The organism is Alsobacter metallidurans, assembly GCF_014636935.1.
GTDB lineage: Bacteria > Pseudomonadota > Alphaproteobacteria > Rhizobiales > Beijerinckiaceae > Alsobacter > Alsobacter metallidurans.
On sequence record NZ_BMES01000001.1, the window covers coordinates 1,847,607 to 1,867,425 of the forward strand.

20 protein-coding genes are annotated in these 19,819 nt (G+C 70.2%); 10 read left to right on the top strand and 10 right to left on the bottom strand.

Going from position 1 to position 19,819, the window contains the following annotated elements; all coding sequences use genetic code 11:
* From IEV99_RS08505 to IEV99_RS08545, 9 genes are all read left to right on the top strand, one after another.
* A complete protein-coding gene (locus tag IEV99_RS08505; protein ID WP_188517227.1) occupies positions 1-309 on the top strand; it encodes a (2Fe-2S)-binding protein in 309 nt (102 codons plus the stop codon).
* The gene (locus tag IEV99_RS08510) at positions 302-1,666 is read left to right on the top strand and encodes an FAD/NAD(P)-dependent oxidoreductase (protein ID WP_188517228.1); all 1,365 of its coding nucleotides are present in this window, start codon (positions 302-304) and stop codon (positions 1,664-1,666) included. Before IEV99_RS08505 ends, IEV99_RS08510 begins: the two co-directional genes overlap by 8 nt.
* The gene (locus IEV99_RS08515) at positions 1,663-2,820 is read left to right on the top strand and encodes an NAD(P)/FAD-dependent oxidoreductase (RefSeq protein ID WP_188517229.1); all 1,158 of its coding nucleotides are present in this window, start codon (positions 1,663-1,665) and stop codon (positions 2,818-2,820) included. Before IEV99_RS08510 ends, IEV99_RS08515 begins: the two co-directional genes overlap by 4 nt.
* Before the next feature lie 124 nt (positions 2,821-2,944).
* On the top strand, positions 2,945-4,486 hold the full coding sequence (locus IEV99_RS08520; protein ID WP_188517230.1) for an ABC transporter substrate-binding protein: 1,542 nt from the start codon (positions 2,945-2,947) through the stop codon (positions 4,484-4,486).
* Between the two features lie 6 nt (positions 4,487-4,492).
* The gene (locus tag IEV99_RS08525; RefSeq protein WP_188517231.1) at positions 4,493-5,434 is read left to right on the top strand and encodes an ABC transporter permease; all 942 of its coding nucleotides are present in this window, start codon (positions 4,493-4,495) and stop codon (positions 5,432-5,434) included.
* Positions 5,431-6,300 (top strand): ABC transporter permease, encoded by an 870-nt coding sequence (locus IEV99_RS08530; RefSeq protein ID WP_188517232.1) that lies wholly within the window; start codon positions 5,431-5,433, stop codon positions 6,298-6,300. Before IEV99_RS08525 ends, IEV99_RS08530 begins: the two co-directional genes overlap by 4 nt.
* Complete coding sequence (locus IEV99_RS08535) at positions 6,297-7,313, top strand: ABC transporter ATP-binding protein (protein ID WP_188517233.1); 1,017 nt, start codon at positions 6,297-6,299, stop codon at positions 7,311-7,313. The genes IEV99_RS08530 and IEV99_RS08535 overlap by 4 nt, the downstream gene beginning before the upstream one ends.
* Entirely contained in the window at positions 7,310-8,284 is a 975-nt protein-coding gene (locus tag IEV99_RS08540) for an ABC transporter ATP-binding protein (protein WP_188517234.1), read from the top strand. The genes IEV99_RS08535 and IEV99_RS08540 overlap by 4 nt, the downstream gene beginning before the upstream one ends.
* A 4-nt stretch (positions 8,285-8,288) precedes the next feature.
* Complete coding sequence (locus tag IEV99_RS08545; protein ID WP_188517235.1) at positions 8,289-9,404, top strand: NAD(P)/FAD-dependent oxidoreductase; 1,116 nt, start codon at positions 8,289-8,291, stop codon at positions 9,402-9,404.
* A 415-nt stretch (positions 9,405-9,819) separates the two neighbouring features.
* Here IEV99_RS08545 and IEV99_RS08550 read toward each other — a convergent pair whose 3' ends face one another.
* Genes IEV99_RS08550 through argH form a run of 4 tightly spaced genes read right to left on the bottom strand, consistent with a single transcriptional unit; the run spans position 9,820 to position 13,779 of the window.
* The gene (locus IEV99_RS08550; protein WP_188517236.1) at positions 9,820-10,650 is read right to left on the bottom strand and encodes an ABC transporter substrate-binding protein; all 831 of its coding nucleotides are present in this window, start codon (positions 10,648-10,650) and stop codon (positions 9,820-9,822) included.
* Between the two features lie 32 nt (positions 10,651-10,682).
* Positions 10,683-11,447, bottom strand: a complete 765-nt coding sequence (locus tag IEV99_RS08555; RefSeq protein WP_280514638.1) for an amino acid ABC transporter ATP-binding protein — start codon at positions 11,445-11,447, stop codon at positions 10,683-10,685.
* On the bottom strand, positions 11,444-12,337 hold the full coding sequence (locus IEV99_RS08560) for an amino acid ABC transporter permease (protein WP_188517237.1): 894 nt from the start codon (positions 12,335-12,337) through the stop codon (positions 11,444-11,446). Before IEV99_RS08560 ends, IEV99_RS08555 begins: the two co-directional genes overlap by 4 nt.
* The gene (gene argH / locus IEV99_RS08565; RefSeq protein WP_188517238.1) at positions 12,334-13,779 is read right to left on the bottom strand and encodes an argininosuccinate lyase; all 1,446 of its coding nucleotides are present in this window, start codon (positions 13,777-13,779) and stop codon (positions 12,334-12,336) included. Before argH ends, IEV99_RS08560 begins: the two co-directional genes overlap by 4 nt.
* A 94-nt stretch (positions 13,780-13,873) precedes the next feature.
* Between argH and IEV99_RS08570 the strand changes: the two genes are divergently transcribed.
* Positions 13,874-14,092, top strand: coding sequence for a hypothetical protein (locus IEV99_RS08570; protein ID WP_188517239.1), 219 nt, complete (start codon positions 13,874-13,876; stop codon positions 14,090-14,092).
* Positions 14,093-14,178: 86 nt separating this feature from the next.
* Here the strand turns inward: IEV99_RS08570 and IEV99_RS08575 are convergent, their stop codons facing one another.
* From IEV99_RS08575 to IEV99_RS08600, 6 genes are read right to left on the bottom strand one after another with little or no spacing between them, the layout of a single operon-like run.
* Positions 14,179-15,027 (bottom strand): transporter substrate-binding domain-containing protein, encoded by an 849-nt coding sequence (locus IEV99_RS08575; RefSeq protein ID WP_188517240.1) that lies wholly within the window; start codon positions 15,025-15,027, stop codon positions 14,179-14,181.
* A gap of 32 nt (positions 15,028-15,059) precedes the next feature.
* The gene (locus tag IEV99_RS08580; RefSeq protein ID WP_188517241.1) at positions 15,060-15,821 is read right to left on the bottom strand and encodes an ABC transporter ATP-binding protein; all 762 of its coding nucleotides are present in this window, start codon (positions 15,819-15,821) and stop codon (positions 15,060-15,062) included.
* On the bottom strand, positions 15,818-16,537 hold the full coding sequence (locus tag IEV99_RS08585) for an ABC transporter permease (protein ID WP_188517242.1): 720 nt from the start codon (positions 16,535-16,537) through the stop codon (positions 15,818-15,820). The genes IEV99_RS08580 and IEV99_RS08585 overlap by 4 nt, the downstream gene beginning before the upstream one ends.
* On the bottom strand, positions 16,537-17,256 hold the full coding sequence (locus IEV99_RS08590) for an ABC transporter permease (protein WP_188517243.1): 720 nt from the start codon (positions 17,254-17,256) through the stop codon (positions 16,537-16,539). The genes IEV99_RS08585 and IEV99_RS08590 overlap by 1 nt, the downstream gene beginning before the upstream one ends.
* A 10-nt stretch (positions 17,257-17,266) precedes the next feature.
* The gene (locus tag IEV99_RS08595; protein ID WP_188517244.1) at positions 17,267-18,112 is read right to left on the bottom strand and encodes a transporter substrate-binding domain-containing protein; all 846 of its coding nucleotides are present in this window, start codon (positions 18,110-18,112) and stop codon (positions 17,267-17,269) included.
* Positions 18,109-19,815, bottom strand: coding sequence for a M28 family peptidase (locus IEV99_RS08600; RefSeq protein WP_244643683.1), 1,707 nt, complete (start codon positions 19,813-19,815; stop codon positions 18,109-18,111). The genes IEV99_RS08595 and IEV99_RS08600 overlap by 4 nt, the downstream gene beginning before the upstream one ends.
* Positions 19,816-19,819 lie beyond the last annotated feature (4 nt).

The window sequence follows — 19,819 nt, forward strand, 5'->3', positions numbered from 1 at the left end:
ATGACCGCAGCCGCCGATGCTCCCCTGTTCCATCGCCTCGCCTCCCGGGCCGGCCCGCTCGTGTCGTTCACGATCGACGGCGCGCCCGCGACCGCGCAGGCCGGCGACCTCCTGATGACCGCGATCCTGCTGAATCGGCCGGCGCTGCGCCGCTTCGAGTTCGGCGAGGCGCACAGGGCCGGCTTCTGCTTCATGGCGGCGTGCCAGGATTGCTGGGTGACGCTGGCCGACGGCGGCCGGGTCCGCGCCTGCACGACGCTCGTGCGGAACGGCATGGCGGTGCTGATCGACGGAGACGCGCGTGTCTGATCCCGTGATCGCCATCGTGGGCGCGGGCCCGGCGGGCCTCCGCGCCGCCGAGACGCTGGCGCTGGCCGGCCTTCGGCCCGTCCTGTTCGACGAGGCCGAGCGTCCAGGGGGCCAGATCTACCGGCAGCCGCCGCCCGGCGCCGAGCGGCCCGGCGCCGCCATCTATGGGCTGGAGGCCGGCAAAGCGCAGGCGGTCCACGCCATCCTGCCCACGCTGGGCGAACGCATCGACCATCGCGCCGGCACGCTTGTCTGGAACGTCTTCGAGGGGCGGCTCGACACGCTGCGCGCCGGCGCCTTCGCGCATCAGCCCTTTGACCGACTGATCCTCGCCACCGGCGCGATGGACCGTGTGATCCCGTTCCCGGGCTGGACCACCCCCGGCGTGTTCACGCTCGGAGGCGCGCAGATCGCCCTCAAGGCGCAGGGCGTCTCGATCGGCCGCCGGGTCGCCTTTGTAGGGGCCGGCCCGCTGCTGCCCCTGGTCGCGCACCAATACGCCAAGGCAGGAGCCGAGGTGGTCGCCGTGCTCGACGTGACGCCCTTCGGGGCGAAGCTCCGCTCAGCCGCCGGCATGCTGGCGCAGCCCTCCACCCTGGCGAAGGGCCTCTACTACGTGGCCCGCAACGCGCTCGGCCGAGCCCGGCGCGCCAGCGGCGTGCGCGCCATCCGCGTCGAGGGCGAGGGCCGTGTCGCCGCGCTCGCCTGGACCGACCACAAGGGCGCGGAGCATCGTGTCGCCTGCGACGCCGTGGGAGCGTCGTTCGGCCTGCGCAGCGAAAGCCAGCTCGCCGACCTCGCCGGCTGCACGTTCGCGTTCGACGCGCTCACACGCCAATGGGCCCCGGTGCGCGCGCCGGACGGCCGATCCAGCCGGGAGGACGTCTTTCTCGCCGGCGACGGCGCCGGGATCGGCGGCGCGGACGTCGCGGAGCTGCAGGGCCGCCGCGTGGCGCTCACGGTGCTGCAGGATGTCGGCCGCCCCGTTGACGTCGCCGAGGTCGCCCGCCTCGATTCGGCGCTTGCCCGGCAAGCGCAGTTTCGCGCCGCGCTGGAAGGCGCCTATCCTTATCCCGAACATCTCGTCGCCGCGGTCGCCGACGACGAGATCCTGTGCCGCTGCGAGGGCGTCACGGCCGGCGCCTTGCGCGACGTTGTGCGCCACAAGGGCGCCGCCGAGGTCAACCGCGTGAAAGCCTTCACGCGCATCGGCATGGGGCGCTGCCAGGGCCGCGTTTGCGGCCACGCGGCCGCTGAGCTGGTCGCGCTGGAGCGCGGCTGCCCGGTGGAGGACGCCGGCCGCCTCAGGGGCCAGCCGCCCGTGAAGCCCATCCCGGTGCTGGGAGGCTTCTCATGAGCGCACGCCTGGCCGTGGACGTCTGCATCATCGGCGGCGGCATCGCGGGCTGCGCCTCCGCAGTCGCGCTGCGCAAGGCCGGCCTGACGGCGGCGGTGCTGGATCGCGGCCTTTGCGGGGCAGGGGCCAGCGGCGTAAATTTCGGCGGCGTGCGCCAGCAGGGCCGCAACCTCCACGAACTGCCGCTCGCCCGCCGCTCGCGCCGGATCTGGGACAGCCTCGCCGCCATCCTGGAGCAAGATGTCGAGTTCGACGTGTCCGGCCACATCAAGCTGGCGCGCTCCGAGGCGGACCTCGCCGAGCTCGAGACCTACGCACGCAACGCCCGCGACTACGGCCTCGACTTGCAGATGCTGGGCGCCAACCGCGTGCGCAGCGAAATCCCCTGGTTGGGAGACAAGGTGATCGGCGCCTCGCTCTCGCCCGAGGACGGGCAGGCCAACCCGCGCGTCGTGGGCCCAGCCTTTGCGCGCCTCGCCCGCCGGCTCGGGGCCGAGATCCACGAGCATCGTCGCGTCACGGCGGCGCGGCGCACCGAGACGGGCTTCGAGGTCGAGGCCGGCGACCTCACCGTCGCGAGCGCCTGGCTGGTGAACACCGCCGGCGTCTTCGGCGGCACGGTCGCGGGCTGGTTCGGCGAACATGCGCCCGTCGAGGCGCTGATGCCCAACATGCTGGTGACAGAGCCGCTGCCTTACTTCGTCAGCCGCTCCATCGGGGTCTGCGGCGGCGATGTCTACCTGCGCCAGACCGGGCGCGGCAACGTCATCTTCGGTGGCGGGCGGGGCTGGGGAGACGCCGAGATTGCGCGCTCGCGCCCGCTCGCGGACGAATCCCTCGGCGGAATGAGCCGGACGCTGGACCTCGTGCCGGCGCTCACCAACGCGCAGGTGATCCGCACCTGGACGGGCATCGACGGCCAGACGCCGGACCGCATTCCGGTGATCGGCCACTCGTCCACCACACCGCAGCTGGTGCACGCCTTCGGGTTCTCCGGGCACGGTTTCCAGCTCGGGCCAGTGATGGGCGAGATCATCGCCGAACTCGTCACCCAGGGCCGAACGCCGACGCCCATCGCGCCATTTTCCATCGAGCGTTTCGCGGCAGGCGGCGTCGCCTCCAGCGTCGAGGCGCACACCCATACCGAGCATTGATGATGGACGACGCCGTCGCGGCACTAGCCGCCGCGACCGGAACGCGCGTACGATCTCGCTCAGAACGACCACCGGCCGCAGGCCGGCAAGCCTGAAAACAGGCTCGCAAAAGGGGAACTCGACAATGAAGAAGCACATCATCGCCGCCGCCGCCGCGTTGGCCCTGCTGGCCTCGACGGCCCCGGGCGCCTACGCGCAGACGCTCAACATCGGCATGGCGGCCGCCGACGTTGGCCAGCTCGATCCGCACCGCGCCACCACGACGCAGGACAAGCCGGTGGTGTCGTGGATCTTTAACGGCCTCGTGCGCTTCAAGCCGGGCTCCGCCAGCCTCGAGACGCTGGAGCCCGATCTCGCCGAGAAGTGGGAGTCGTCTCCCGACAAGCTCACCTGGACCTTCACGCTGCGCAAGGGCGTCAAGTTCCACGGCGACTACGGCGAGATGACCTCCGAGGACGTCGTCTACTCGCTGAAGCGCGCCGCCGATTCCAAGACCTCGTCCTTCGCGGCCGACTACGGCGCGATCGACAGCATCGAGGCCGTGGACCCCTCCACGGTGCGCATCAAGCTGAAGCAGGCGATCCCGTCGCTGCTCGGCCTCGTCACCAACTACCACGGCGGCAACATCGTCTCGAAAAAGGCCGTGGAAGCCCTGGGCGCCGATTTCCGCCTGAAGCCGATCGGCACCGGCCCGTTCGCGTTCCAGGAGTACAAGCCCAACGAGAGCCTGACGCTGGTCGCCAACAAGAGCTACTTCCGCGGCGCGCCCAAGCTCGAGAAGATCGTCTACCGCTTCATCCCGGCCGACAGCGCCCGCGACCTCGCGTTCACGTCCGGCGAGCTCGACCTCGTGTATGGCCGCCAGGATCAGAAATGGGCCGAGCGCTTCAAAAAGGAGAAGGACGTCGTCGTCGACGTTCTGCGCCCGGCCGAGCTCTCGGTTATTCACCTGAACATGGCCATGAAGCCGCTGGACGACAAGCGCGTCCGCCAGGCCGTCGCCTATGCGATCAACCGCGCCCAGATGGTGCAGTTCAAGGGCGAGCTCGTCGCCGAGGAGCCCACCTCGGTGGTGCCGAACGGCTACCTCGGCACCGTGAAGGCGCCGCTGTTCCCGCATGATGTCGCCAAGGCCAAGGCGCTGCTGAAGGAGGCTGGCTTCGAGAACGGCGTCCAGCTGAAGTCCGTCCAGACCAGCCTGCCCACGATGCTGAACTCCATGCAGATCGTGCAGAACCAGCTCAAGCAGGCCGGCATCGACCTGCAGCTCGAGGTGGTCGACCACCAGACCTACCACGCCAACATCCGCAAGGATCTGAGCGGCGTCTCCTACTATTCGGCCGCCCGCTTCCCGGTCGCGGACGTGTACCTGACGCAGTTCTACTCCTCTAAGTCGATCGTCGGCACGCCGACGGCCGTCACCAACTTCTCCCACTGCACGGTGGCCGACAAGGAGATCGACGCGGCCCGCAGCGAGCCGGATCTCGCCAAGCAGAAGGAGCTCTGGGCCGAGGCGCAGAAGAAGATCGTCGAGGAGGTGTGCTCCGTGCCGCTGTTCGAGCAGCTGCAGGTCTGGGCGCACAAAACCAACGTCAACTTCGGCTACGAGCTGAAGGACGCCATCCATCTCGGCCCGGTGATCACCGAAGCGACCACCAAGAAGTAACGCTCAATGCTGCGCTTCGTCGCCAAGCGCCTGGCCCTCGCGGTCCCGACGCTCTGGGCCGTGCTGACGCTCGTCTTCGTGCTGGTGCGGATCGTCCCTGGCGATCCCACTATCGTGATCCTGGGCGACCAGGCGAGCCCGGCCGCGCGCGCGGCGTTGCGCGAGCGGCTGGGCCTCGACCAGCCGCTCTGGTCCCAGTACTGGGACTTCATGGTCCAGATCCTCCACGGGGACCTGGGCCGGTCGCTCGTCACCAACCGGCCGATCATCACCGACGTCGGCGCCGTGCTGCCCTTCACGATCGAGCTCACCGTGGCCGCGCTGGTGATCGGCGTCGTCATCGGCGTGCCGCTCGGCGTCATGGCGGCGCGCCGGCGCGACGGTTTCGCCGACTGGTTCGCCCGCATCTTCTCGCTGGCTGGCCTGTCGTTCCCGGCCTTCGTGTCGGGCATCCTGCTGCTGATCTGCTTCGCCGTGCAGCTGCGCTGGTTCCCGGTGATCTCCACCGCCAACGCCAGCGACCCGATGGAGCGCCTGCGCGCGCTGGTGCTGCCGGCCTTTAATCTCGGCCTCATCATGGTCGCCTACGTCACGCGCGTGACCCGCTCGGGCATGCTGAAGGCGCTGGGCGAGGACTACATCCGCACCGCCCGCGCCAAGGGCTTGCCGCAGCGGATCGTGGTCTGGCGCCATGCCCTGCGCAACGTCCTGATCCCCATCGTAACGGTGATCGGCCTTTATCTCGGCGTCCTCATCGGCAACGCGGTGGTGACCGAGATCGTGTTCAACCGGCCCGGCCTCGGCAAGCTCATCGTCACGGCCCTGAACCAGCGCGACTACGCGCTGCTGCAGGGCCTCATGGTGGTGTCCGCCTTCGCGATCGTGGTCGCCAACATCCTCACCGACCTGACCTACGGCCTCGTCGACCCCCGGGTGAAAACCGCATGAGCGACGTCGCCGCCCCCGCGCCCGTCTCGCTGGCCGCGCCCTCCGCCTGGCGCCGCGCCACCCGTTCGGGCGGGCTCGCGCTCGGCCTCGTGCTGGTCGTCGTCCTGATCCTGGTCGCCGCCCTGGCCAAATGGGTCGCGCCCTACGATCCCGACGCCCAGGACGTCATGATGGTGCTGGAGGGCCCGGCCTCCGCGCACTGGTTCGGCACTGACGCGTTCGGCCGCGACGTGCTCTCCCGCGTGATCTGGGGCGCGCGCATCTCGCTCTTCGTCGGCTTCGTGGCGACGCTGGCCGGCGTGGTGTTCGGCACCGTGGTGGGCGTCATCTCGGGCTACTACGGCGGCAAGATCGACAAGGCCATCACGGCCGCCACCGATGTCCTGCTGAGCTTCCCCCAGCTCATCATGGGCCTGATGCTCGTGGCCGTGCTCGGCCCCAGCCTGCGCAACCTGATCCTCGCCATCGCGATCACCGCCATCCCGGCCTTTATCCGCGTCGCGCGCGGCTCCACGCTCGCCATGAAGGAGCGCGATTTCGTCGACGCCTGCCGGGCGCTGGGCTATGGCGACCTGCGCATCATGTTCCTCCACATCCTGCCCAACATCATGGACGAGGTGGTCGTGATGGCCTCGCTGTGGCTCGCCACCGCGATCCGCACCGAATCCACGCTGGCCTTCATCGGGCTGGGCGTGCCGCCGCCCACCGCCACCTGGGGCGGCATCGTGCGCGAGGGCTTCGACAACCTGCTCGACGGATGGTGGCTCTCGGTGTTTCCCAGCCTCGCCATCCTGCTCGTGATGATCGCCCTCAACCTCATCGGCGACGGCCTGCGCGACGCCACGGACCCGAGGGCCCCGCAATGACGTTCGCGCTCGACACGGCCGCGCCCAACGCGGAGGCCCCGCCCGCCAACGCGCTCACGGTGGAGGGCCTCACCACCTCCATCCGCATCGCCGGGCGCTGGTTCGACGCGGTGCGCGACGTGTCCTTCACGGTCGGCCCGCGCGAGACGCTGGCGCTGGTCGGCGAGTCCGGCTGCGGCAAGAGCCTCACGGCGCTCTCCATCATGGGCCTGCTGCCTGCCGCGGTGGGCCGCGTCTCGGCCGGCCGCATCGTGGTGGACGGCGTCGACATGACGGCGGCCGACGAGCCCGCCCGCGAGGCCATGCGCGGCGACCGTATCGGCATGATCTTCCAGGAGCCGATGACGTCGCTGAACCCGGTGCTGCCCATTGGCTTCCAGATCGCCGAGTCGCTGATCCAGCATCGCGGCCTATCCAAGCGCGACGCCCGCAAGCGCGTGGTGGAGCTCATGGAGCTCGTCCGCATCCCGGCCGCCGAGGAGCGGCTGGACGCCTATCCGCATCAGTTCTCCGGCGGCATGCGCCAGCGCGTCATGATCGCGATGGCGCTGGCCTGTTCGCCGCGCGTTCTGATCGCCGACGAACCCACCACGGCGCTGGACGTCACCATCCAGGCGCAGGTGCTGGCGCTTCTGGCCGACCTGCAGAAGCAGGTCGGGCTCGCCGTGCTGCTGATCACCCACAATCTCGGCGTTGTCGCCTCGGTGGCCGACCGCGTCATGGTGATGTATGGCGGGGACGTCGTCGAAAGCGCGCCCATGCGCAGCTTCTTCAAGGCCCCGACGCACCCCTACAGCGAGGCCCTGCTGAACGCCATGCCGCGCGTCGACCGCGCCACCGCGCTGGCGCCCATCCCCGGCCAGGTCCCCACCTTGCCGGACATGCCGGCCGGTTGCCGCTTCCAGTCGCGCTGCCCGCTGCGCGTCGACAAATGCGCAGAGAGGCCGCCGCTGGTCCCCATGGCGAGCGATCCCGCCCACGCGGTCCGCTGCTGGGTGAGGGCGGGCGCATGACCGGCGAGCCGTTGCTGCAGGTCCGCGACCTGTCCAAGACCTTTCTGTCGCGCAAGGGCTTTCCCGTTCCCAAGACCGTGGCGGTGCGCGCCGTCGACAAGGTGTCGTTCGAGGTCGGCAAGGGCGAGGCGCTAGGGGTGGTCGGCGAGTCCGGCTGCGGCAAGTCCACGGTCGCCCGGCTGGCGCTGCGTCTCATCGAGGCCGACAGCGGCGACGTGCGCTTCGACGGCGTCGACGTGCTCGGCGCCAGCAAGGGCGATCTTCGCGCCCTGCGCCGGCGCATGCAGATCGTGTTCCAGGATCCCGCCTCGGCGCTGGACCCGCGCCAGCGCATCGGCGAGGCGCTGGGCGAGGCGCTGCGGGTGCATGGCCTCGCCCGCGGCCGCGACGTCCGCACCGTGGTGGAGCGCCTGCTGGATGAAGTCGGCATGCCCAAGGTGGCGGCCGACCGCTTCCCGCACGAATTCTCGGGCGGCCAGCGCCAGCGCCTCGGCATCGCCCGCGCGCTTGCGCTCGGGCCGGACCTCGTCTTCGCGGACGAGCCCGTGTCGGCGCTCGACGTCAGCGTGCAGGCCCAGATCCTGGTGTTGATGGAGCGCCTGAAGGCCGAGCGGAACCTCGCCTTCGTGTTCATCTCGCACGACCTCGGCGTCGTGCGGCACTTCTGCAAGCGGGTGGTGGTGCTGTATCTCGGCCGCGTCGTCGAGAGCGGCCCGGTGCCGGCGATCTTCGACGAGCCGCTGCACCCCTATGCGCAACTGCTCAAGGCGTCCTCGCCGTCCCCGGATCCGGACCACGCCGTCGCGATGGCGTTCCAGGAGGGCGAACCGCCGTCGCCCGTGAATCCGCCGTCCGGCTGCCACTTCCACCCGCGCTGCCCCTTCGCAATTGACCAGTGCCGGACGGTCTCGCCCGCCCTGCGGACGGCCGCGCCGGGCCGCGAGGTCGCCTGCCACCTTTATCCGGAGTAGGCCGATGCCCGGCCGCACGGTCGACGTTGCGATCGTGGGCGGCGGCATCGCGGGGTGCTGCGCGGCCTTCCACCTCGCATCCCGGGGCGTGTCGGTCGCGCTGTTCGAGAAGGGCGCGTTCGGCGCCGGCGCGAGCGGCGTCAACTTCGGCGGCGTGCGGAGCCAGGGCCGGCACATGGCCGAGATGCCGCTGTCCCGGCGCGCCCGCGAACTCTGGGACCGGCTGCCCGAGCTGGTCGGAACCGACGGCGAGTTCACGCCCTCCGGCCACCTCAAGCTCGCTTACTCGCCGGCCGACATGGACTTCCTGGAGCGCTATGCCGTCGAGGCGCGCGAGCACGGCCTCGTCCTGGAGCTGATGGGCGCCAACGCGGTGCGCGAGCGCCACCCGTGGCTCGGCCCCGAGGTGGTCGGCGCGTCGCTGTGCGCCGACGACGGCCACGCCAATCCGCGCCTGGTCGCGCCCTCCTTCGCCCAGGCCGCGGGCCGCCTCGGCGCCGAGATGCGCGAGCAGTCCGCCGTGACCGCCATCGCGCGCGACGGGGACGCATTCGTGGTCACGGCCGGGGAGGGCGCTCCGGTTCGCTCCCGCTGGCTGGTGAACGCAGCCGGCGCCTGGGGAGCGGCGGTCGCGGCGCAATTTGGCGAGCCCGTCCCGCTGGAGCCCATCGCCCCAACCGCCATGGTGACTGAGCCGCTGCCAGCCTTCATGGATCGTGCTGTCGGCATCTGCGGCGGCGGCGTCGCGCTGCGTCAGACGCGGCAGGGATCCGTGGTGATCGGCGGCGGTGAGTCGGCGGTCGACATGGAAGCCGGCCGCGCCCGGCCGCTCGCCGAGATCTGCGCCGCCGTGCTGGCCCGCGCGGTGCGCGCCGCGCCGCGGCTCGCCAACGCGCAGGTGCTGCGCGCCTGGGCGGGCGTGGAGGGCGACATGCCCGACCATCTGCCCTGCCTCGGGCCGAGCCTCACGACGCCCGGCCTGGTCCACGCCTTCGGCTTCTCGCAGCACGGCTTCCAGCTGGGGCCGGCGGTGGGCGAGGCGGTCGCCGACATCGTCAGGACTGGCGCGCCAAGCGTCGACATTAGCCGCCTCTCGATCGGGCGGTTCGCCAACGCCTGAGCGCGCAGCTTGAAGGCGCGACGACCTGGCGGCCCCTTCGGCGCTTCCCACTTATTCCGCCATCCCCTCCACCGTCATCCCCGGGCTTGACCCGGGGATCCACGCGCCGGGCTCCCGCGTGGATGGCCGGGTCAAGCCCGGCCATGACGGAGAGAGAGAGAGAGGCAGGCCGAAGCCCTTTCGGCCAGCCTCTCTCGCCCTTGTTGAGCCGCTTTGCCAACGCCTGAGCGGGGAAGCTCGAACGCGAGTCAGCCTCGCAGCCCTATGCAGCGAGGCCCACTTATTCCGCCATCCCCTCCACCGTCATCCCCGGGCTTGACCCGGGGCTCCACGCGCCGGGCTCCCACGTGGATGGCCGGGGCAAGCCCGGCCATGACGGAGAGAGAGAGGCGAGCCGAAGTCTGTTCGGCCAGGCTCACTCGCCCTTGTTGAGCGACACCGGCTTCAGCGCGTTGTCCTGCAGGCCGTACTTCGCCAGCAGCGCGTCATAGGTCCCGTCGGCCTGTAGCTTCTCCAGCGCCGTCTTCACGGAATCGCGCAAGGCGCTCTCGGCCTTGGTGAAAGGGATGCCGACCAGCGACAGCGTGAAGGCCTTGCCGAGCGGCACATAGGTGTTGGGCTCCAGCTTCTGGAACCACGGCAGGGTCTCGTTGCCCTGCACGGCCGCCTGCAGGCGCTGCGTCTTCAGCTGCGTGCGCGCATCCACCGAGCCTTCGGTGCCCACCACGTTCATGGCCGGCTTGCCCTTGCCCTCGCAGTTCGCCTTGCTCCAGTCGGCGATCTGCTGCGGCCAGTTGGTGGAGCGGCTCGCCCCCACGGTCTTGCCGCACAGGTCCTCGGGCGTCTTGATCTCGCCGGCCAGCGCCGTGATCGTGTAGAACTGCGCGCCCGACGACATGTAGTCGACGAAGTCCGCGACCTCGCGGCGGGTCGGCAGGTCGCTCATGCCGGCCATCACCATGTCGACGCGGCCCGTCTGCAGCGACGGCAGCATCTGCGCGAAGGCGATCTCCTGCCACTCGGCCTTCACGCCCATCGTCTTGGCGATGGCTTCGCCGAGGTCGATGTCGAAGCCCGTCAGCGTGTTGGTGGCCGGGTCCTTGTAGGTGATCGGCGCGTAGTTCGGGAAGGTCGCGATGATCAGCTTCCCGGCCTCCTTGATGCGCGGCGGCGCGGTCTGGGCGCTGGCGGGGGCGGCGAGCAGAAGCGCCGTGGCGGCCAAGGCGAGGGTGGCGATCGGTTTCATGCGGTGTCTCCGGTTTGGTATGGCGGTTGGGATCAGGGCAGCACGGCGGCGATGAACTCGCGCGTCCGGGCGTGCGTGGGGGTGGAGAGCAGTGTGCCGGGCGGGCCCTGCTCGACAACGCGGCCGTTGTCCATGAACACGACGCGGTTGGCGACCTCGCGGGCGAAGCCGAGCTCGTGCGTCACCACGATCATCGTCATGCCGCCCTTGGCGAGGTCGCGCATTACCGCCAGCACGTCGCCGACGAGCTCCGGGTCCAGCGCCGAGGTCGGCTCGTCGAACAGGAGGAGCTCGGGCTTCATCGCCAGCGCCCGCGCGATCGCGATGCGCTGCTGCTGGCCGCCCGAGAGCTCGGCCGGGTAGCTGTCGCGCTTGTCGGACAGCCCCACCTGCTCCAGCAACGCCATCGCGTCCGCGATCGCCTCGGCCCTGGGCCGGCGCAGCACCGTCACGGGCCCTTCGATGATGTTCTGCAGCACCGTCATGTGCCCGAACAGGTTGAACCGCTGGAACACCATGCCGCTCGCCAGCCGCTGGCGCGCGATCTCGCGGTCGCTGAGCGGATGGAGGCGGTCGCCCTCGCGGCGATAGCCGATCAGCTCGCCGTTCACCCAGATCGCGCCGCCGTCGATGCGCTCCAGCTGGTTGAGGCAGCGCAGGAAGGTGCTCTTGCCCGAGCCGGACGGCCCGATGATGCACACCACCTCGCCCCGGGCGACCTCCAGCGAGACGCCGTCCAGCGCCTTGAGTGGTCCGAAGTGCTTGCTGACGTCGAGCGCGACAATCATCGGCGTCATGCGGAGGCGCTCCGATTGCTGGCCGGCCGCGCCCGCGTGACGCCGCCGCGCGCATAGCGCTTCTCCAGAAAAAACTGGCCGATGCTCAGCACCGTCACCACCGCGAGATACCAGATGGCGGCCACGATCAGGAGCTCGATCACGCGTGCATTGGCGAAGTAGATCGTCTGCGCGTTGCGCAGGATCTCGGCATACTGGATCACGCTCGCCACCGAGGTCAGCTTCACCATGCTGATCACCTCATTGCCGATCGGCGGGATGATCACCCGCATGGCCTGCGGCAGCACGATCCGGCGCAGGGTGGTGAGCCTGGTCATCCCGATCGTCTTCGCGGCTTCGGTCTGTCCGGGGTCGACCGACAGGATGCCGCCGCGCACCACCTCGGCCGTGTAGGCCCCCTGGTTGATCCCGAGCCCGAGCAGCGTCGCCACGAAGGGCGTCATGACATCCACGGTTCGCCAGTCCAGCAGGCCCGGGATGCCGATGCGCGGAAACACCAGCGCGAGGTTGAACCACAGCAGCAGCTGCAGCAGCAACGGCGTGCCGCGGAAGAACCAGATGTAGAACTGGGCCAGCCCCCTCAGCACCGGGTTGGGCGACATCACCATCACGGCGAACAGCACGCCGAGCGCGATGCCGAGCGCCATGGCCCAGACCGTCATCGCGACCGTGTTCACGAGCCCGCTCAGGATCGCGGGCGCGGTCAGGAACTGCCCCACCACCGGCCAGGCGATCTGCCCCTGTGCAAAGGCGCGGAGAATAGCCGCGAAAGCGACCAGCACTACAGCGGCCGCCAACCAGCGGCCATAATGCTTGGGCCGCACATGGGTGAGATGCGCGATCTCATACGGATTGGCGGCGCCAGGGCCGGACAGGGCAGGGGCCGTCATGGCGCCTCGCGAGGATCGAGATAGCGCGGCCCCTCATAGGCCACGCTCCAGGCGCGCTGCTCATCGAGCCGGACCCTGAGCCGGTCCAGCTGCTCGCGCACCCGTTCCGGCGCCGTGCCGCCCGGCCCTGATCGCGCCGCCACGGCGGCCTCCGGCGTGAGCACGTCGGCGAGCGACGCTTCGAGTCGCGGGTCCACGGCGGCGAAGTCCTCGGCCGAGAGGTCCTGCAGGCCGACGCCCTTGTGTTCGCAGAACTGCACCAGCGCGCCCGTGATCTCGTGCGCCTCCGCGAAGGGCACTCCCCGGCGCGACAGCCAGTCGGCCACCTCGGTCGCCAGCGTGAAGCCGTCCGTCGCCTGCGCGGCGAGGCGATCGGTGCGCACCGTCATGGTGGCGACGAGACCCGCCAGCGCGGGCAGCACCACCAGCAGTGAGTCCAGCGCATCGAAGGCGGCGCGCTTGTCCTCCACGAGGTCGCGGTTATACGCGAAGGGCAGGGCCTTCAGCATGGTCAGCGTGGTCGAGAGATCGCCGATCAGCCTCGCCGCGCGGCCCCGCGTCAGCTCGGCGATGTCGGCGTTCTTCTTCTGCGGCATGATCGACGAACCGGTGGCGTAGGAATCGTGCAGCTCGACCCAGCCGAACTGCCGCGACGACCACAGGAAGATCTCCTCGGCCAGCCGGGACAGGTGGACGTTCGCCATCGCGGCTACGAACACGAACTCGGCCACGTGGTCGCGGCTGCCCACCGCGTCGATGGAGTTCTCGCACGGCCCGTCATAGCCGAGCTCGGCGGCCGACAGGTCCGCCCGCAGCGCGATGGCCGAGCCCGCCAGCGCGGCCGCGCCCAGCGGCGACGTGGCGTGCCGGCGGTCCCAGTCGCGCAACCGGTCGACGTCGCGCAGGATGGTCTGCGCGTGAGCCAGCAGCTGGTGCGCGAACGTCACCGGCTGCGCCGGCTGCAGGTGCGTGAACCCAGGCGCCACCGTCTCGACATGCCGCTCGGCCTGCCCCACGAGCGCGTCCTGCAGCCCCAGCAGCGCCGCCGCCAAGTGACGGGCGCCATCCCGCAAATACAACTTCAGGTCGTTGGCGGCCTGGTCGTTGCGCGAGCGCCCGGCCCTGAGCTTGCCGCCGAGCGGGCCCAGTCGCGCCACCAGCGCGCGCTCCACGAAGGTGTGCACGTCCTCGTCCGTGGGCGCGGGTTCGAGCGCGCCCGCGTGAAAGTCGCGCGCGATCGCGCCCAGCGCGTCCGTGATGGCCGCGCACTCGGCGCCCGTGAGCAGGCCGGCGCGCTCCAGCTCGCGCGCATGCGCCCGCGAAGCCTCCACATCATACGCCGTCAGCCGGAAGAAGCTGGAATCGGCGCGCGACAGGCGCATCAGGTCCGGGGATGGCGGGCTGCGGAACCGGCCGCCCCACAGCATCGTCGGCTTGGTCATCGGGAACTCTCCTGCGCGTGCAGGCTACAACCTGGCTCGCGCGTCACAACGGAAATGATGGACAAGGCCCTGCGCCTTTGGGAATAACCCCGCCATGAGCAGGAATGGGCCGGGCGGATCGGGCCGCCGCCGCAAGTTCAAGGTGCGCATGCCGGACGACGGCGGCCCCGCGCCCGACGCCGCGCGACCGAAAGCGCACGCCCTCGCGCCCGACGACGCCGACGACGAGGAGCGCGCCGAGAACTACCTCGCCGAAGAGGCGCAGCGGCCCTTCGTGCCGCAAGTCTTCCTGATCAAGAAGCCTTCTTCCTGATCAAGAAGCCGTCGTCCTGATCAGGAAGCGCCCCTGAGGCCGGCCAGCGCCGGGCGCGGAACCGCGCAAGTCCCGCGCGTCGCGGCTCACTTCACCGAGACGTCGTAGCCGAAATATTTCTGGCTCAGCTTCTCGATCGTGCCGTCGGCATTGGCCGCCATGATGGCCTTGTCGAGCTTGGCCTTCAGGACCTCGTCGCCCTTACGCAGCCCGATGGAGCTGCCGCGCCCGAGCACGCCGCCCTGGAAGCGCGGGCCCGTGATGGCCATGTCCTCGTTGCCCTGCTTGGAGGCCGCCGTGGTGAGGTACGCCATGGAGGCCATGATCAGGTCGACGCGGCCGGCCGCGAGGTCCAGATCGTGCTGCTCGGTGGTCTTGTACTCGCGCACCTCGACCACGCCCTTCAGGTACTTGTCCACAAAGGACGCCGCGATGGAGGCGGTCTGCACGCCCATCACCTTGCCCTTGAGGACGGGCTTCAGCTTGTCGATCTCGGCCTGGGCGGCGGCCTCGTTGGCGGGCGTGGAGAGCGGGAAGAGCTGGCCCGTGTCGGGCAATTCCTTCAGCGTTCCGACTTTCGAAACGCCGAAGCTCTGGCCGGTCGAGCCGTAAGGGATCGTGAACAGCACCACTTCCTCGCGCTTCGGCGTCGCCGACATGCCCGAGATGATGGCGTCGTACTTGCCGGCGTTGAGGGCCGGGATGGCGCCCTCGAAGGCCTGCGACTGGATGGTGCAGTCGAGCTCGGCGCGCTTGCAGAGGTCCTTGTAAAGATCGATCTCGAAGCCCGCGAGCGAGCCGTCGGCCTCCGTCCAGTTCCACGGCCGGAACGCGCCCTCGGTGGCGAAGCGCACCTTCTGCTGCTGCGCGGCGGCCGGGCCCGCCACGATGGCGGCGCCCACGAGCGCCATGGCGGCGATAATCTTCAGTTGCATGATCCTGTTCCCCTGTTGTCGTTTTGGAGCGATCAGCCCGCCAGGAACTGGCGAAAGCGCTCGGATGTGGAGTTGGTGAAGACCTCGCCGGGCGCGCCCTGCGCTTCCACGACGCCCTTGTGCAGGAAGACGACCTTGTTGGAGACGTCGCGGGCGAAGCCCATCTCGTGCGTCACCACCAGCATGGTGCGGCCTTCCTCGGCGAGCGACCGCATCACGCGCAGCACCTCGCCGACGAGCTCGGGGTCCAGCGCCGATGTCGGCTCGTCGAACAGCATCACCTTGGGCCGCTGCGCCAAGGCTCGCGCGATGGCGGCGCGTTGCTGCTGCCCGCCGGAGAGATGCGCCGGATAGTGGTTGCGCTTGTCCGCGATGCCCACCTTGGCGAGGATCGCCTCGGCCTCGGCGACCGCCTCGGCGCGCGGCCGCTTCTGCACGTGGATGGGCGCCTCGATCACGTTCTCCAGCACGGTCATGTGCGACCAGAGATTGAAGCTCTGGAACACCATGCCGATCTGCGAGCGCATCCGGTCCACCTGCAGCCGGTCGGCCGGCCGCATGCCGTGGCGCGTCGGCGTCAGCCCGATCACTTCGCCGCGGATCGCGACCTCGCCGCCGTCGGGCGTCGCCAGCATGTTGATGCAGCGCAGCATGGTGGATTTGCCTGAGCCCGACGAGCCCAGGATCGACACCACGTCGCCCTCGTGGGCTTCGAGCGACACGCCCTTCAGCACCTCGAGGGGCCCGAAGCTCTTGCGCAGGTCGGTGAGCCGGACGGCCGGAACTGCGGTCACGCCGCGCCTCCATCATTCAGGATCGCGACCGGGGCAGGTCGCAGATGCGGCGTCAGCCGCCGCTCGGCGGCCAGCACGAGCCGGGTCACGACGAAGTTGAGAACCAGGTAGATCGAGCCCGCCACGATGAAGACCTCGATCGCCCGGTAGGTCTCGGCGATCAGCTTGGCGGCGAGCCCCGTCACCTCCATGAGGGTGATGATGGACGCGAGCGCGGTGGCCTTGATCATCAGGATCAGCTCGCTGCCATAGGCCGGCAGCGCCTGGCGGATCGCCACCGGCAGCACGATGCGGCGAAACAGCAGGCCGCGGCTCATGCCGGCGGCGCGCGCCGCCTCCACCTGTCCGTGCGGCACGGCCAGGAGCCCGCCGCGGAAGATCTCGCTCGCATAGGCGGCGGTGTTCAGCGTCAGCGCCAGCACGGCGCACCAGTAAGGCTCGCGCAGAAACGGCCAGAGCCAGCTGGTGCGAACCTCGCGAAACTGCCCGAGTCCGTAGTAGATCAGGAAGATCTGCACCAGGAGCGGCGTCGACCGGAACAGGAACACGTAGACCCGGGCCGGCCAGTCCAGCGCGCGCAGGCCCGACAGCCGCATCATCGCAAGCCCCAGCGCCAGCACGGCCCCGAGCGCCACGGCCGAAAAGGCGAGCTTGAGGGTAAGCGGCACGCCGGGCAGCAGCGTCAGCAGGGTGTCGTACAGGAAGGCGAAGTCCATCACGCCCTCCTGAGGCCGCGGGTGAAATGCGCCTCGGCGCGCGACAGGCTCCAGCCGGACGCGGTGGAGATCACGAGGTAGAGCACGGCCGCCGCCATGAAGAACGTGAAGGGCTGGCGCGTGGAGCCGGCCGCGATCTGCGACTGGCGCAGGATCTCGACCAGGCCCGTCACCGAGATCAGCGCCGACTCCTTCAGCACCTGCTGCCAGACATTGCCGAGGCCGGGCAGCGCGAAGCGCAGCGTCAGCGGCACGACGATGCGGCGGAACCGCAGCAGCCGGGTCATCCCGGTCGCGGTGGCGGCCTCGAGCTCGCCGCGCGACACGGTGTTGTAGGCGCCCCGGAACACCTCGGTGAAATAGGCCCCCGACACCACCCCGATCGCCAGCGCGCCGGCCAGGAAGCCGGGCAGCGACACGAAGCCCTCCGCGCCGAAGAAGCGCCCGATCGGCGTCAGCACGGCGCTGGAGCCGAAATAGAAGAGGTAGATTACCAAGAGGTCCGGGATGCCGCGCAGCACGGTCGTGTAGGCGTCGGCGACGCCGCGCGCGAGGGCGCCGCCGCCGATCTTGGCCCAGGCGCCAAGCGTGCCGATCAGCGAGCCGAACACGAATCCCGTCAGCGCCACCGCGATCGTCATCGCGGCGGCCCTCAGCATGGCCGGCCCCCATCCTCCGGGGCCGAAGCCGAGCAGATCCATCGTGCCGACAGGGTTCATGCGCGATGCGTCAGGGCGTCGGCGTCAGGTCGATCTTGCTCCACTTGGTGGAGATCGTCTTGATCGTGCCGTCGGCGGCCGCCGCCTGGATGGCCTTGTCGAAGAGGACGCGCAGGTCCCCGTCGTCCTTGCGCACGCCCATCGCGACCTCGGTGGCGAGCGGCGGGCCCTTCAGCAGCGGTCCGGCGATGCGGATGTCCTCGTTGCCGGGCTTGTCGTGCAGCGTCGCCGCATAGACGGCGCTGTCGAAGCCGATGTCGATGCGGCCGGCCTTCAGGTCGAGGTCGCGGTCCTGCGAGGTCTTGTAGGTCCGCACCGTGACGTCGTCGCCGAAATTGGCCCGGATCAGCTGCTCGTGGCTGGTGGACTGCACCACGCCGACCGTCTTGCCCTTCAGCAGCTTGCGCATCTCGGCCATCACGGGCGCGGCCTTGTCCTTGTCGTTCAGGTCGAGGCGCTGGCCGTCCATCGGCAGCGACGCGATCGAACCGTCCTTGCTGAGCGTGAAGGCCGCCGCCCCGCTGGCGTACGGGACCGTGAAGTCGATGATCTTCTTGCGCGCCTCGTTGATGCCGATCGACATCACCATGTCGAACTTGCCCGCCTGCAGGCTCGGCACGATGCTGGTCCACTCGTTGGCGATCAGCTCGCACTGCACGTTGGCGCGCTTGCACAGGTCGGCCAGGAGGTCGACGTCCAGCCCCACGAGCTTGCCGTCCGCCGTGGTGGCGTTCCAGGGCGGAAACGCGCCCTCGATGCCGATGCGCACCTTGGACCAGTCCTTGGCGAGGGCAGGAACTGCGCCGGCGAGCAGCGTGGCCGCGAGAACGGCCGCGATCGAGGTCCTGAGCGTCATTGGGGGGCTCCACTCTGTGAAAGGGCTTGGGTCAGCGTCTCGGTCGCCAGGCCGATGGCGTGCAGGGCGCGGTTGCGGGCCGCGCGGGCCTCGACCTCGCGGAAGCGCCGCTCGTCCGAGCCGGGGTCAGCGTCCGCGAGGTCGCGCAGGGGCTGCAGCGACGGCCAGGGCGGCTGCGGCATGGCGGGATCGTGCCGGAAGCGCTCGCCGCTGGTGTAGTTAAGCGGCACCAGCGCGCGTGACGCCCGCATCAGGGCGGCGTCCAGCCGGCGCGCCTGCGCGTCGCCGGCCTCCAAGGCGGCCGCGTTGACCGCGGAGGCGGCGGCTTTCAGCGCCGCCGTCGCCTGCCGCAGGGCCTCGATGTCGAAGCCCTCGGCGCCGGCCGCGATTGCGTCAAGCTCCCGCGCCAGCGCGTCGGCCGTTTGCGTGTAGTCCAGCGGCAGAACCGGGTCGGCCTGCAGCGCCCACAGGCACCGCAGCGCGATGCGGGTGTCGCGCACGAGGTGGTCGGGGTCGATCTTGTCGGCGAGATCCTCCGGCGTGTGCCACCACCAGCCGAGCGCCACCAGCATCTTCACCGGCCCGGGCGGTTGGTGGCTGAGGCTGCCGAACATGGACGGCACGCCGACGCCCCAGAACGACTGGTCGGCGGCCCGGCCCTGTCGGCCACCCTTGTGAACCTGCCCGGTCTCGGCCGCGATGGCTTCCCGGGCGAGGCCGGTCAACTCGTCGATCACGCCCGCGTCGGTGAGCACCGTCGCGCCGATCGCGCCGGTGGAGTCGACGTTCACATGCGCCGCGCAGGAGCGCTCCAGCTCGATCCAGTTCTCGTCCGCGTACCAGGCCGAGCCCGAATACCGGCCATGCGAATGGCCGGACCAAAAGCACACGCGCAGGCCTCGCCGCCAGTCGGCGCGGCGTTCGGCCAGCACCCGCGCGGCCTCCAGCATGGTGGCGTTGGCCGAGCCGTTGTCCATCACGCCGTAGTGCCAGGTGTCGTGGTGGCCGGAGAACAGCACAAAGGGGGCGTCCGCCCCCGCAGGCCCGTCCATGTCGCACACCAGCAACGGCGTCTTGCGCCAGCCGGTGTCCACCGCGCTCGTGATGGTGGCCACCACCGTCTCGCCCGCGAGGCAGCGCTGGCGCAGCGCCGCGCCGTCATCGCGCGACACGGTGACGACCGCCGTCCGCGGCAGCTTGGCGCGCGTGAGGTGCGAGGGGCTGCCCCACACGGGCGAGATGCACATCTCGTAGGTCTGCTCGGTGGGCGAGATGTGGATCTCGCCGATCGCCCCGGCCTCCGAGGCGTAGCGGGCCACGTCCTCCACCGCGATGCCGTCCACCAGCACGATCTTGCCGGCGACATCCTTGCCGGCGATCTCGGCTTCCGAGCCTTCGCCCACATGCACGACCGCCGCCGTACGGCCACCCGGGCCCGTGGGATCCGACATCGAATGCGTGATGCAGCGGATGGCGCGCCCGTCCACCGCCAGCGAGGCCGCGCCCGGAAGGCTGATATAGGCGTCGTGCGACAGGAGCCGGGTGCGAAAGCCGTAGCCCCGCATCGTGTTTTCCAGGTAGCCGAAGCTCTCCAGCTCCTCGGGCGTGCCCGACAGCTTCACCCGCTTGGCGAATTCGGCGACGTGCGCCATCAGCCGGTCGCGATCCACCTCGGCCGCGACGGCGTCGAGCAGGCCGTTCACGGGC

Bases quoted from the DNA above. Each gene is read 5' to 3' on its own strand.
- IEV99_RS08575 (WP_188517240.1), bottom strand. From the start codon at position 15,027: ATGCAACTGAAGATTATCGCCGCCATGGCGCTCGTGGGCGCCGCCATC.
- IEV99_RS08515 (WP_188517229.1), top strand. From the start codon at position 1,663: ATGAGCGCACGCCTGGCCGTGGACGTCTGCATCATCGGCGGCGGCATC.
- IEV99_RS08595 (WP_188517244.1), bottom strand. From the start codon at position 18,112: ATGACGCTCAGGACCTCGATCGCGGCCGTTCTCGCGGCCACGCTGCTC.
- IEV99_RS08555 (WP_280514638.1), bottom strand. From the start codon at position 11,447: ATGACGCCGATGATTGTCGCGCTCGACGTCAGCAAGCACTTCGGACCA.
- IEV99_RS08540 (WP_188517234.1), top strand. From the start codon at position 7,310: ATGACCGGCGAGCCGTTGCTGCAGGTCCGCGACCTGTCCAAGACCTTT.
- IEV99_RS08535 (WP_188517233.1), top strand. From the start codon at position 6,297: ATGACGTTCGCGCTCGACACGGCCGCGCCCAACGCGGAGGCCCCGCCC.
- IEV99_RS08525 (WP_188517231.1), top strand. From the start codon at position 4,493: ATGCTGCGCTTCGTCGCCAAGCGCCTGGCCCTCGCGGTCCCGACGCTC.
- IEV99_RS08570 (WP_188517239.1), top strand. From the start codon at position 13,874: ATGAGCAGGAATGGGCCGGGCGGATCGGGCCGCCGCCGCAAGTTCAAG.
- IEV99_RS08530 (WP_188517232.1), top strand. From the start codon at position 5,431: ATGAGCGACGTCGCCGCCCCCGCGCCCGTCTCGCTGGCCGCGCCCTCC.
- IEV99_RS08560 (WP_188517237.1), bottom strand. From the start codon at position 12,337: ATGACGGCCCCTGCCCTGTCCGGCCCTGGCGCCGCCAATCCGTATGAG.
- IEV99_RS08505 (WP_188517227.1), top strand. From the start codon at position 1: ATGACCGCAGCCGCCGATGCTCCCCTGTTCCATCGCCTCGCCTCCCGG.
- IEV99_RS08590 (WP_188517243.1), bottom strand. From the start codon at position 17,256: ATGAACCCTGTCGGCACGATGGATCTGCTCGGCTTCGGCCCCGGAGGA.
- IEV99_RS08550 (WP_188517236.1), bottom strand. From the start codon at position 10,650: ATGAAACCGATCGCCACCCTCGCCTTGGCCGCCACGGCGCTTCTGCTC.
- IEV99_RS08545 (WP_188517235.1), top strand. From the start codon at position 8,289: ATGCCCGGCCGCACGGTCGACGTTGCGATCGTGGGCGGCGGCATCGCG.
- IEV99_RS08585 (WP_188517242.1), bottom strand. From the start codon at position 16,537: ATGGACTTCGCCTTCCTGTACGACACCCTGCTGACGCTGCTGCCCGGC.
- argH (WP_188517238.1), bottom strand. From the start codon at position 13,779: ATGACCAAGCCGACGATGCTGTGGGGCGGCCGGTTCCGCAGCCCGCCA.
- IEV99_RS08520 (WP_188517230.1), top strand. From the start codon at position 2,945: ATGAAGAAGCACATCATCGCCGCCGCCGCCGCGTTGGCCCTGCTGGCC.